An 11,779-nucleotide genomic window follows, 5' to 3' on the forward strand; every position below is an offset into this window, starting at 1 on the left:
CCCAAACAAACGGAGAGCAACCATGTATGACAATATCCTGGTTCCCATGGCCCTGGATCACGGGGTGTCCGGAACAACGCTGAAGGCCGCCGCCACCCTGTGCAACCCTGGCGGACACATCACCGCGCTGCATGTCTACGAGCCGCCGCACAGCTCTGTCACCGCCTACCTTGACGAAGACACCGTGCGCGAAGGCTACGACAAAGCCCGCGAGGCGCTGGCTGAAAAAACCGCAGGCCACGGCAATGTCACGGCAGAGATCGTCAAGGGCCGGTCCTACCGCGCCATTGTCGAATACGCCGAACAGCACGGCATGGACTGCATCGTCGTCGGCTCCCACAAACCGGGGCTCAGCGACTTTTTCCTCGGTTCGACAGCCGCCCGCGTGGTCCGCCACGCGCCTTGCGCGGTGCATGTCTGCCGCACCTCCTGACTCCGAAACAAGACCCCCGAAGCAAAGGCAACCGACCATGAATATCGACAAGAGGATCGCTGACGATCTGGCGGCCAACGGCGTCTCCTTCGTCACGACCGTGCCCTGCAAGCAGCTGGCCGGCGTGATCGAGGAAATCGACCAGCGCGACGACATCTTCCACATCCCCTCCAACAAGGAGGACGAGGGCATGGGCCTGTGCGCCGGCGCCTGGATGGGCGGCAAGCGCCCGGCCATCATCATGCAGAACACCGCCATCGGCGTCACCATCAACACGCTGGCGACGCTGATCCAGTACTACCGGATGCCGCTTCCGATGCTGATCTCCTACCGCGGCGAGCTGCGGGAGCCGGTGGCCTGCCAGGTCGAAATGGCGGTGCATACCAAGGCGCTTTTGGCCCAGCTCAACATCCCGACCTACCACTTCCATTGGCAGAAGGACGTCGAGGAGCTGGACAACATCCTGAAATACACCTTCATGTGCAACAAACCCGTTGCCATCCTGACCGACGCCAACTTCTGGGGAGGCTATGGCGACCAATGATCCGTTCCGAAATCCTGAAAGAGATCGCGCCCATCCTGCGGAACCAGCTGGTGGTCTGCAACATCGGCATCCCGTCGCAAGAGCTGCACGCCATCGACGACCAGCCCAGCAATTTCTACATGCTGGGCACCATGGGGCTGGCTTCGTCCATCGGGCTGGGGTTGGCGCTGGCGCAGCCGAAACCGGTGATCGTGATTGACGGTGACGGCTCGATCCTCACCAACCTCGGCACCTTGCCCACCATCGGCAACAACGCGCCTTCCAACTACATCCTGATGATCGTCGACAACGGCTCCTATGGCTCCACCGGCGACCAGCCGACCTACACCAGCCAGCGCACCGATCTCGCCGCCATGGCCCGCGCCGCCGGCTGCGCCCGGGTGGTGGAGGTGCAGGACAAGGACACCGGCCCGGCTCTGGAGGAGGCGCTGGCCAGCGGCGAGGCCACTGTTCTGGTGGTCAAATGCGACAGCGGCAACGCCAAGATGCCGGTGATCACGATGGACCCTGTGGTGATCCGCGACCGCTTCATGAAGGCCGTGGCCAGCTGATGGGCGCAGGCGCCATCCATTCGGCCGAGGACGCCCGCCGCCTGGCCCGGCGGCGGCTGCCCTGGATGGTGTTTGACTACATCGACGGGGCCGCCGGGCAGGAAACGGGGGCGGCGCGCAACCGCGCCGCCCTGGATGCCATCGCCCTGCGGCCCCGTATCCTGCGCGATGTCAGCCGCCGCTCGCTGGCGGTCCGGGTTTTTGGTGCCGAGGCGGACCGGCCCTTCGGCATTGCCCCTATGGGCATGTGCAACCTGTCGGCCCCCGGAGCCGATCTGATGCTGGCCCGGTTGGCGGCTCGCTACCGGGTGCCGCATGGGGTTTCCACCGTTGCGTCGACCCCTTTGGAGACCATCTTGGAGGCGGCAGAGGGCTATGCCTGGTTCCAGCTCTATTTCAGCGGTGACGGCAGCGGCACCTTCAAGCTGGCCGAGCGCGCCCGCGCGGCCGGCTATCAGACGCTGGTGCTGACGGTTGATGTGCCGGAGGTAGGCCGCCGCCCGCGCGAATTGCGTCATGGCTTCAAAATGCCGTTCCGCATTGGCCCGTGGCAGTTCCTCGATTTTGCCATGCACCCGCGCTGGTCGCTGACAACGCTGTTCAAGGGCAAGCCGGTGATGGCGAATTTCGAGATGGAGGGCTATGACTTCGACCGCACCGAAAGCCGGGCGCGGGCGACTTGGGACACGCTGGCCCGGCTGCGTGATCTCTGGCCCGGCAAGCTGGTGGTCAAGGGCGTGCTGGACGTCGTGGATGCGCAGACGCTGGTTGCTGCTGGCGTGGACGCGATCCAGGTCTCCAGCCACGGCGCCCGGCAGCTGGAAGCAGCGCCTGCCCCGATTGAGATGCTCAGCAAAATCCGTTCGGCGGTAGGGCCGGACGTGCCGGTTTTCTACGACAGCGGCATCCGCTCTGGCGAGGACGTGTTGAAGGCGCTGTCAGCCGGGGCGGACTTCACCTTCCTTGGGCGGATCCTGCAATTTGCCATTGCCGCAGGCGGTGAAGCAGGGCTGGAACAGCTGTGGGAGGCGCTGAGCGAAGAGCTGAGCATCGCCATGGCGCAAACCGGGCTGACGTCATTGTCAGCTGACAATTTTAAGGCACGAGCATAGCCGCATACAGTCGGCTGCAGGATTTTAAAAAAACAAAGACTTGGCCGCCGACTTGCCGCCTAGCATCACACAGGGCGGCAAGCAACCGGTGCAAATGCAGGCCCGCTCAGCCGGGCGCGCCTTCGACAATGACGATATTGGCGATGCCGGCGCCCTCACGGTGCGCTTTGGCTGCCTGGTATTCCGGCGAGTTGTAGCAGCTGAGCGCGGCTTCCATCGAGTCGAACTCGATCACCACGTTGCGCGGATGGCCGTCGCCTTCCATCTGCTCGCAAGCGCCGCCGCGGGCCAGCACGCGGGCGCCGAATTTCTTGAACGCCTCCGTCGCGCCTTCGGCGTAGTTCTTGTAGGGGTCGGGGTTGGTCACGGTGACGTGGGCAATCCAATAGGCTTTGGGCATGCGGGCTCCGTTTGTCTGAGGGGGAAACCGGGGCGGCGGGCACCGCCCCGGCCAAAGGTTACTTGTTCAGGATCTTCGACAGTACCAGATAGGCGGCGCCGGCCACGAACAGGCCCACGAACCAGGCGTAGGTGTAGATCGTGGCAAAGAAGTCCGAGGTGCCCGCAGTGATGCCGACACCGGCCAGGAAGCCCGGCAGGTTCGGCAGGATGCCGATCACCAGCGCCCAGACACCGGCCCAGTTGGTGCCGTTGCTGCCGGAATAGATGCCGTTCATCTTGAACAGATCCGCTACTTCCAGCTTGGTTTTACGCAGCAGGTAGTAGTCCGCCAGCATCACGCCCGCGATCGGGCCCAGCAGCGCCGAATAGGCGATCAGCCAGCCGATGATGTGGTTCACCAGGACCCAGGGGAACATGGCAATGCCGATGCCCGCGGTGATATAGCCGCCGCGCTTGAGGTTGATCTTGCTCGGTGCCAAGTTCGAGAACCCGTGCGCCGGCGCCACCACGTTGGCCGCCAGGTTGGTGGTCAGCGTCGCCACGATCAGCGCAAACAGCGCGATGATCACCGAGAACCCGCCCATTTTCTCAGACAGCTGGATCGGATCCCAGATCGCCTCGCCATAGATCACCACGGTGGCCGAAGTCACGGCGGAGGCGATGAAGGCAAACAGCGCCATCGGGATCGGCAGGCCGACCATCTGGCCCAGCAGCTGGTCCTTCTGGCTTTTGGCGTGGCGGGTGAAGTCGGGGATGTTCAGCGCCAGCGTCGCCCAGAAACCGATCATGCCGGTCAGGCTCGGCCAGAAGACAACCCAGAACTGGCCCTCCTGCGGCTGGCCCGGATCAAAGGCGCTGGGGGTCGACAGCATCTCGCCAAAGCCGCCTGCGTTCACATAGGCCCAGGCCAGCAGCGCGAGGCCCATCGCCAGCAGGAACGGGGCTGCGTAGGTCTCCAGCCAGCGGATCGACTCGGTGCCGTTGGCGATGAAGTAGAGATGCAGCGCCCAGAAGGCGAGGAAGCAGATGAACTCGCCCGCGCTGATGCCCAGCACCGGCAGCGCCTCGCCCGCAAGCGCACCGCCGGTCAGGGTGTTGAGGATCACAAAGATCGCCGAGCCGCCGACCCAGGTCTGGATGCCGAACCAGCCGCAGGCAACAATGCCGCGGGCCACGGCCGGGATCTTGGCGCCGGTTGGGCCGAAGGAGGAGCGCAGCAGCACCGGGAACGGGATGCCGTATTTGGTGCCGGCATGGCCCACCAGCACCATAGGGATCAGCACGATGGCGTTGGCCGCGAGGATGGTCAGCACCGCCTGATCCCAGCTCATGCCGGAGCCGATCAGGTAGGACGCAAGCAGATAGGTCGGGATACAGACCACCATGCCGACCCAAAGCGCGGCAATTGCCAGCCAGTCCCAGGTGCGTTCCGCTGCCGTCGTCGGCAGCTGGTCCTCGTTATAAAGTTCAGGGTCGATCCCGGTGAGATCCACCCGCGGCGGCGCCTCGGCGCCGGGCGCGGAATACCCGCTTGTTATTTCAGCCATTTTGAGTTTTCTCCCTGTTATGTGGCTTCTTTCGCTGCCTGCTTCTGCGGCAGGCAGCACATGCAAAAGTCCCCGGCCTGCGCCGGGGACCATGATCAGACGCAGGCCGGCATGTTTTCAGCCGAGCGCACAACCTGGCGCGGCGCGGTGACCTCTTTCCACTTGGACAGCGCCTTGTTGACCTCAGGGAAGGCGGGCCGTTCGACAAACCGCCCGTGCCCCGGGGTGGCGCAGACAGTGCCGTCGTCCACCGCCACCTCGCCGCGGCTGAGGGTATAGCGCGGCAGGCCGGTCACCTCACGGCCCGCGAAGACGTTGTATTCCACCACCGACTGCTGGGTCTCGGGCGAAATCGTCTTGGTCTTCTTCGGATCCCACACCACCAGATCGGCGTCGGAGCCTTCCACGATCGCGCCCTTGCGCGGGTAGATGTTGAGGATCTTGGCGATGTTGGTGGAGGTCACGGCGACAAATTCGTTCGGCGTCAGCCGCCCGGTGTTGACACCCTCGCTCCACAGCACCGGCATCCGGTCTTCCAGACCGCCGGTGCCGTTCGGGATCTTGGTGAAATCGTCGATGCCGGTGCGTTTCTGATCCACGGTGAAGGCGCAGTGGTCGGTGGCGACCACCTGCAGCGAACCCGCCTGAAGGCCGGCCCAGAGGCTGTCCTGATGAGCCTTGTCACGGAACGGCGGCGACATCACCCGCTGCGCGGCGTGGTCCCAATTGGGGTTGCGGTATTCGCTCTCGTCCAGCACCAGATGCTGGATCAGCGGCTCGCCAAAGACGCGCATGCCCTTCTGGCGCGCCCGGCGGATCGCCTCATGCGCCTGCTCGCAGGAGGTATGCACGACGTAGAGCGGCACGCCCGCCATGTCGGCGATCATGATGGCGCGGTTGGTGGCCTCGCCCTCAACCTCGGGCGGGCGCGACAGGCCGTGGCCCTCGGGGCCGCGAATGCCGTCTGCCAGCAGCTTCTGCTGCATGGTGGCCACCACATCGCCGTTTTCCGCATGAACCATCGGCAGCGCACCAAGCGCGGCGCAGCGGCGGAAGCTGTCGAAAAGCTCGTCATCATCCACCATCAGCGCGCCCTTGTAGGCCATGAAGTGCTTGAAGGAGTTGATGCCCAGATCAACGACCTGCTGCATTTCATTGAAGACCTGCTCGCTCCACCAGGTCACCGCCATGTGGAAGGAGTAGTCTGCGCAGGCGCGTTTCGACTTGGCGTGCCAGGCCTCCAGCGCCTCCAGCATCGACTGGCCGGGTCTGGGCAGGCAGAAGTCCACCACCATGGTGGTGCCGCCCGCCAGACCCGCACGGGTGCCGGATTCAAAGTCATCCGCCGAATGGGTGCCCATAAAGGGCATCTCCAGATGCACATGCGGGTCGATGCCGCCGGGCATGACATAGCAGCCCTCGGCGTCCAGCACCTTGTCGCCGTTCAGGCCGGTGCCGATCTGCACGATCTTGCCATCCTCGATGGCGACATCGGCGGCATAGCTGCGGTCGGCGGCCACAATGGTGCCGCCTTTGATCACGGTTCTTGCAGTCATAGTCTTCACTCCACGACTTCTGCGGTTTCCAGCACGGCGTGCAAGAGCACATCCGTTCCCGCCGCAGCCCATTCGCGGCTGATTTCCTCATCCTCGTTATGGCTTAGGCCATCGACACAGGGGCACATCACCATGGCGGTAGGCGCAACCTTGTTGATCCAGCAGGCATCGTGACCGGCGCCGGAGATGATGTTGCGGTGCGAATAGCCCAGCTTTTCGGCTGCGCTGCGCACGGCGGAGACGCAGTTTTCGTCAAAGGTAACGGGATCGAAATGGCCGACCTGCTCGATCTCCAGGCCCAGTTCCAGCTCCTCGGCGATCCTGGCGGCACCCTCGCGGAGGCGCTTCTCCATGTCCGCCTGCGTTTCGAAGCTGGGCGAGCGGAAGTCGATGGTGAACACCACCTTGCCCGGCACGATGTTGCGGCTGTTGGGGTAATAGTCGCAGTGGCCCACGGCGCCGACGGCGTCGGGCTGGTGGCTCATCGCGATCTCATGCACCAGGTCGGTGATCCGCGCAGCGCCAAGGCCCGCATTACGGCGCATCGGCATCGGGGTGGAGCCGGTATGCGCCTCCTGGCCGGTCAGCGTCACCTGCAGCCAATTGAGACCCTGGCCGTGGGTGACGACGCCGATGTCCTTGCCTTCGGCCTCCAGAATGGGGCCCTGCTCGATATGCAGCTCGAACATCGCGTGCATCTTGCGGCTGCCCACCGGCTCGTCGCCGACATAGCCGATGCGGGCCAGTTCCTCGCCGAATGTCTTGCCCTCCGCGTCTTCGCGCGCATAGGCCCAGTCCTGCGTATGAACGCCCGCAAAAACACCCGAGGACAGCATCGCGGGGGCAAACCGCGTGCCCTCCTCGTTGGTCCAGTTCACCACCACGATGGGGCGGCGCGGCTGGATGCCCTGATCGCGGATTGAACGCACCACCTCAAGCCCCGCCAGCACGCCCAGCACGCCGTCATATTTGCCGCCGGTCGGCTGGGTGTCCAGGTGGCTGCCCATCATCACCGGATCCAGATCCGGCTCCGCGCCTTCAAGCCGGGCAAACATGTTGCCCATGCTGTCAACGCCAACCGTCATGCCCGACTCTTCGCACCAGCGCTTGAACAGGTCGCGGCCTTCCTTGTCGGCTTCTGTCAGCGTCTGGCGGTTGTTGCCACCGCGCAGGCCGGGGCCTTTCTGCGCCATCTCCATCAGCGTGTCCCACAGGCGGCTGCCGTTGATGCGGGCGTTGCTTTGCACGTCTTTCATGTCTTTCTCCCTGTTCCGCCCCTGCCCCGCGCCATTCGGGCGCAAGCCAGGGGCAGGTCCTTACGCGATGAGCGACTCGGCCAGAATGCCGATCAGCTCGTCAATTTCCTTCTTTTCGATGATCAGCGGCGGCGACATGGCGATGATGTCGCCAGTGGTGCGCAGATGCGCCCCCTTGTCCCAGGCGCGAAGGTAGGTGTCGAAGGCGCGCTTCGTGGGCACCCCCGCCACCGGCTCCAGCTCCACCGCGCCCACGAGGCCGGAGCAGCGGATGTCCTTCACATGCGGCAGCCCCTTGAGGCTGAACAGCGCGTCGGCCCAATAGCCTTCCAGAGACGCCGCACGCTCGAACAGCTCCTCCTCGCGGTAGGTGTCGAGTGCCGCCAGCGCCGCGGCACAGGCCACCGGGTTGCCCGAGTAGGTATAGCCGTGGAACAGCTCGATCATGTGCTCCGGGCCGGTCATGAAGGCATCGTGGATCTCGCTGCTGATCATCACCGCGCCCATCGGGATGACGCCGTTGGTGAGCCCCTTGGCGGTGGTGATCATGTCCGGCTCCACACCGTAGTAATCGGCGCCGAAGGCACGGCCAAGGCGGCCGTAGGCGGTGATCACCTCGTCGAAGATCAAGAGGATGCCGTGTTCACGGGTAATCTCGCGCAGCCGCTTGAGGTAGCCCTTCGGCGGCAGGATCACCCCGGCGGACCCCGCCATCGGCTCTACGATCACCGCGGCGATGGTTTCACTCCCGTGCAGTTCTATCAGCCGCACCAGATCCTCCGCCAGCTCCGCGCCATGCTCCGGCTGGCCCTTGGTAAAGGCGTTGCGCTCCGGATCATGGGTATGGCGCAGGTGGTCGACCCCGGTCAGCAGGCTGCCGAAATGCCGGCGGTTGTTGACGATGCCGCCGACCGAGATGCCGCCGAAGTTTACCCCGTGATAGCCCTTCTCGCGCCCGATCAGCCGGGTGCGGCCCTGCTCGCCCTTGGCCTTGTGATAGGCCAGCGCGATCTTCAGCGCGGTCTCCACCGATTCCGAGCCGGAGTTGGTGAAAAACACGTGGTTCAAATCGCCCGGCGCCAGTTCCGCCAGCCGGTTTGCCAGCTCAAACGCCTTGGGGTGGCCCATCTGGAACGCGGGCGCATAATCCAGTTCCGTCACTTGCTTCTGCACCGCCTCGGTGATACGCGGCGCGGCGTGGCCCGCGTTGACGCACCACAGGCCCGCGGTGCCGTCCATCACCTTCAGGCCGTCGGTGGTGGTGTAATACATGCCCTCAGCGGCAGCGACCATGCGCGGGGATTGCTTGAATTGCCGGTTGGCCGTGAAGGGCATCCAATAGGCGTCCATGGCGTTTGCGCGTTTTGGATCAGTGGTCATATCCAAATCCTTTTCTTGAGAGTGTTCAGGCCGCAATTTGGTTCAGCAGCGTGTCGAGCGATTGCTTTGCGTCGCCGTAGAACATGCGGGTGTTTTCCTTGAAGAACAGGGGGTTCTCGATGCCGGAGTATCCCGTGCCCTGGCCGCGTTTGGAGACGAAGACCTGTTTTGCCTTCCAGCACTCCAGAACCGGCATGCCGGCGATCGGCGAGTTGGGGTCCTCCTGCGCCGCAGGGTTCACGATGTCGTTGGAGCCGATCACGATCGCCACGTCGGTCTGCGGGAAATCGTCGTTGATCTCATCCATTTCCAGCACGATGTCGTAGGGCACTTTCGCTTCCGCCAGGAGCACGTTCATGTGGCCCGGCAGGCGGCCTGCGACCGGGTGGATGGCGAAGCGCACCTCCTTGCCCTTGGCCCGCAGGCGGCGGGTCAGTTCGGCCACATTCTGCTGCGCCTGCGCCACCGCCATGCCGTAGCCGGGGATGATCACCACGCTGTCGGCCTCTTCCAGCGCCGCCGCCACGCCGTCGGCGTCGATGGCGATCTGCTCGCCGTCGATCTCCATCGCAGGCCCCGCGGTGCCGCCGAAGCCGCCCAGGATCACCGAGATGAAGGAGCGGTTCATCGCCTTGCACATGATGTAGCTGAGGATCGCACCGGAAGAACCCACCAGCGCGCCGACCACGATCAGCAGGTCATTGCCAAGCGAGAAGCCGATCGCCGCCGCGGCCCAGCCGGAGTAGCTGTTCAGCATCGACACCACCACCGGCATGTCGGCGCCGCCGATGCCCATGATCAGGTGGTAGCCGATGAAGAGTGCGGCCAGGGTCATCAGCAGCAGAGGCAGGAAGCCGCCGGAGTTGAAGTACCAGATCAGGCAGAGGAAGGAGAGGCCCGCGGCGCTGGCGTTCAGCATGTGGCCGCCCGGCAGCTTGGTCGCGGCCGAGGTGACCTTGCCCGCCAGCTTGCCGAAGGCAATGACCGAGCCGGTGAAGGTGATCGCGCCGATGAAGATGCCGAGGAAGAGTTCCACGCGCAGGAAAGCGATCTCTGCCGGGGTTTTCTTGGCGATCAGCTTGGCGAAGGTGCCGAGATCCTCGGTGCTGGCAGCGGATGCCACATTTCCGATCTCGAAATGGGCGATGAAGCCGACAAACACCGCGGCCAGGCCGACCAGCGAGTGCATCGCCGCCACCAGCTGCGGCATCTCGGTCATCTGCACCCGCTTGGCGACATAGGTGCCGATGATGCCGCCGCCCGCGATCAGCAGCAGCGACAAGAGCCACAGGCCCGAACCGGGGCCGATCAGGGTGGCAAAAACCGCCAGCCCCATGCCGGCGATGCCGTACCAGACCGCGCGCTTGGCGCTTTCCTGGTTGGAAAGCCCGCCCAGCGACAGGATGAAAAGAACAGCCGCAACGACATAGGCGGCGGTGGTGAAACCGTAATCCATGTGCCCGGCCTCCTTAAGATTTCTGGAACATGGCGAGCATGCGCCGGGTGACGAGGAAGCCGCCGAAAATGTTGATCCCGGCCATGAAAACGCTGAGCGCGGCGAGCAGGATCACCAGGAAGCTGCCCGAGCCGATCTGCATCAGGGCACCCAGGATGATGATCGAGGAGATCGCGTTGGTGACCGCCATCAGCGGCGTGTGCAGGCTGTGCGCCACGCCCCAGATCACCTGGAAGCCCACGAAACAGGCCAGCGCAAAGACGATGAAATGCTGCATGAAGCTGACCGGCGCGAACAGCCCGACCAGCAGCAGCAGCGCGCCGCCGCCTGCCAGCATCGTGACCTGGCTCTTGGTCTGTGCCTTGAAGGCTTCAACCTCCTTGGCGCGTTTTTCCTCCGGTGTCAGCTCCGGCACGGTTTCCTTGGGCTTGGCCGCAATCGCCTGCACCTTGGGCGGCGGCGGCGGGAAGGTGATCTCGCCCTCAAACGCCACGGTGGCGCCGCGGATCACGTCGTCCTCCATATTGTGGTTGACCTGGCCATCCTTTTCCGGCGTCAGGTCGGCCATCATGTGGCGGATGTTGGTGGCGTAGAGGCTGGACGACTGCGCCGCCATCCGGCTGGGGAAATCGGTGTAGCCGATGATGGTGACGCCGTTGTCCGTGACGACTTTCTCGTCCTTCACGGTGCCTTCCACGTTGCCGCCGCGCTCCGCCGCCAGGTCGACGATCACCGAGCCCGGCTTCATCGCCGCCACCATATCGGCGAGCCACAGCTTGGGCGCCTCGCGGTTGGGGATCAGCGCGGTGGTGATGACGATGTCCACCTCCGGCGCCAGCTCGCGGAACTTGGCGAGCTGCGCTTCGCGGAATTCCGGCGAAGAAACAGCCGCATAGCCGCCGGTGGCGGCACCGTCCTGCTGCTCCTCCTCGAAGTCGAGATAGACGAACTCGGCGCCCATCGATTCCACCTGCTCGGCCACTTCCGGGCGCACGTCAAAGGCATAGGTAACGGCACCCAGCGAGGTCGAGGTGCCGATGGCGGCCAGGCCCGCGACGCCTGCGCCGACCACCAGAACCTTTGCGGGCGGCACCTTGCCCGCGGCGGTGATCTGGCCGGTGAAGAAGCGGCCGAAGTTGTTGCCCGCCTCGATCACCGCGCGGTAGCCCGCGATATTGGCCATGGAGCTGAGCGCATCCATCTTCTGGGCGCGGGAGATCCGCGGCACCATTTCCATGGCGATCACATTGGCGCCCTTAGCCTTGGCGAGCTCCATGCCTTCTTCGTTTCCGGCCGGATTGAAGAAGGAAATCAGCGTCTTGCCCTTGGTCAGCCGCTTCAGCTCGGTGGCATCCGGCTGGCGCACCTTGGCGACGATATCGGCCGCCTTCCACAGCGCCGCCGGTGTCTTGATGATCTCGACGCCGGCCGCTTCATAGGCGGCATCGGAGAAGCCCGCAGCGGCCCCCGCCCCGGTCTCGATCGCGCAGTCATACCCCAGCTTCTGCAGCTGACGCGCAGAGTCCGGCGTCATCGCTACGC

General features: G+C 64.6%; 11 protein-coding genes. 4 read left to right on the plus strand and 7 right to left on the minus strand.

The genetic code is table 11. The features are described from left to right. The first annotated feature begins 22 nt into the window (after positions 1-22). The 4 genes from AC5STI_RS21285 to AC5STI_RS21300 are packed head-to-tail and all read left to right on the plus strand — an operon-like array spanning position 23 to position 2,640. Entirely contained in the window at positions 23-433 is a 411-nt protein-coding gene (locus tag AC5STI_RS21285; protein WP_495448250.1) for a universal stress protein, read from the plus strand. A gap of 37 nt (positions 434-470) precedes the next feature. Beyond that, complete coding sequence (gene comD / locus AC5STI_RS21290) at positions 471-977, plus strand: sulfopyruvate decarboxylase subunit alpha (protein ID WP_027256510.1); 507 nt, start codon at positions 471-473, stop codon at positions 975-977. Then, a complete protein-coding gene (gene comE, locus AC5STI_RS21295; RefSeq protein ID WP_495448251.1) occupies positions 974-1,528 on the plus strand; it encodes a sulfopyruvate decarboxylase subunit beta in 555 nt (184 codons plus the stop codon). Before comD ends, comE begins: the two co-directional genes overlap by 4 nt. Then, positions 1,528-2,640: an alpha-hydroxy acid oxidase gene (locus AC5STI_RS21300; RefSeq protein WP_495448252.1), complete on the plus strand. Its 1,113-nt coding sequence runs from the start codon at positions 1,528-1,530 to the stop codon at positions 2,638-2,640. The genes comE and AC5STI_RS21300 overlap by 1 nt, the downstream gene beginning before the upstream one ends. A gap of 106 nt (positions 2,641-2,746) precedes the next feature. Here AC5STI_RS21300 and AC5STI_RS21305 read toward each other — a convergent pair whose 3' ends face one another. The 7 genes from AC5STI_RS21305 to AC5STI_RS21335 form a co-directional block, all read right to left on the minus strand. Continuing rightward, positions 2,747-3,040, minus strand: a complete 294-nt coding sequence (locus tag AC5STI_RS21305) for a DUF1330 domain-containing protein (protein WP_475053352.1) — start codon at positions 3,038-3,040, stop codon at positions 2,747-2,749. 58 nt (positions 3,041-3,098) lie between these two features. After that, a complete protein-coding gene (locus AC5STI_RS21310; protein ID WP_495448253.1) occupies positions 3,099-4,589 on the minus strand; it encodes an NCS1 family nucleobase:cation symporter-1 in 1,491 nt (496 codons plus the stop codon). Positions 4,590-4,684: 95 nt separating this feature from the next. Beyond that, positions 4,685-6,145 (minus strand): dihydropyrimidinase, encoded by a 1,461-nt coding sequence (gene hydA, locus AC5STI_RS21315; protein WP_495448254.1) that lies wholly within the window; start codon positions 6,143-6,145, stop codon positions 4,685-4,687. Positions 6,146-6,150: 5 nt separating this feature from the next. Further along, the gene (locus tag AC5STI_RS21320; RefSeq protein ID WP_495448255.1) at positions 6,151-7,401 is read right to left on the minus strand and encodes a Zn-dependent hydrolase; all 1,251 of its coding nucleotides are present in this window, start codon (positions 7,399-7,401) and stop codon (positions 6,151-6,153) included. A 60-nt stretch (positions 7,402-7,461) separates the two neighbouring features. Further along, positions 7,462-8,781, minus strand: a complete 1,320-nt coding sequence (gene aptA / locus AC5STI_RS21325) for an omega-aminotransferase AptA (protein WP_495448256.1) — start codon at positions 8,779-8,781, stop codon at positions 7,462-7,464. A 25-nt stretch (positions 8,782-8,806) separates the two neighbouring features. Next, entirely contained in the window at positions 8,807-10,237 is a 1,431-nt protein-coding gene (locus tag AC5STI_RS21330) for an NAD(P)(+) transhydrogenase (Re/Si-specific) subunit beta (RefSeq protein ID WP_495448257.1), read from the minus strand. Positions 10,238-10,250: 13 nt separating this feature from the next. After that, the coding region (locus AC5STI_RS21335) for a Re/Si-specific NAD(P)(+) transhydrogenase subunit alpha (RefSeq protein WP_495448258.1) at positions 10,251-11,779 on the minus strand (1,529 nt) is incomplete at its 5' end.

It is taken from the genome of Leisingera sp. CC-HEC096, from assembly GCF_059429235.1.

What these genes read in the sequence shown, in the direction of transcription:
- AC5STI_RS21285 (WP_495448250.1), top strand. Translation starts at nt 23, where the DNA reads ATGTATGACAATATCCTGGTTCCCATGGCCCTGGATCACGGGGTGTCC.
- hydA (WP_495448254.1), bottom strand. Translation starts at nt 6,145, where the DNA reads ATGACTGCAAGAACCGTGATCAAAGGCGGCACCATTGTGGCCGCCGAC.
- AC5STI_RS21320 (WP_495448255.1), bottom strand. Translation starts at nt 7,401, where the DNA reads ATGAAAGACGTGCAAAGCAACGCCCGCATCAACGGCAGCCGCCTGTGG.
- AC5STI_RS21300 (WP_495448252.1), top strand. Translation starts at nt 1,528, where the DNA reads ATGGGCGCAGGCGCCATCCATTCGGCCGAGGACGCCCGCCGCCTGGCC.
- aptA (WP_495448256.1), bottom strand. Translation starts at nt 8,781, where the DNA reads ATGACCACTGATCCAAAACGCGCAAACGCCATGGACGCCTATTGGATG.
- comD (WP_027256510.1), top strand. Translation starts at nt 471, where the DNA reads ATGAATATCGACAAGAGGATCGCTGACGATCTGGCGGCCAACGGCGTC.
- AC5STI_RS21330 (WP_495448257.1), bottom strand. Translation starts at nt 10,237, where the DNA reads ATGGATTACGGTTTCACCACCGCCGCCTATGTCGTTGCGGCTGTTCTT.
- comE (WP_495448251.1), top strand. Translation starts at nt 974, where the DNA reads ATGATCCGTTCCGAAATCCTGAAAGAGATCGCGCCCATCCTGCGGAAC.
- AC5STI_RS21310 (WP_495448253.1), bottom strand. Translation starts at nt 4,589, where the DNA reads ATGGCTGAAATAACAAGCGGGTATTCCGCGCCCGGCGCCGAGGCGCCG.
- AC5STI_RS21305 (WP_475053352.1), bottom strand. Translation starts at nt 3,040, where the DNA reads ATGCCCAAAGCCTATTGGATTGCCCACGTCACCGTGACCAACCCCGAC.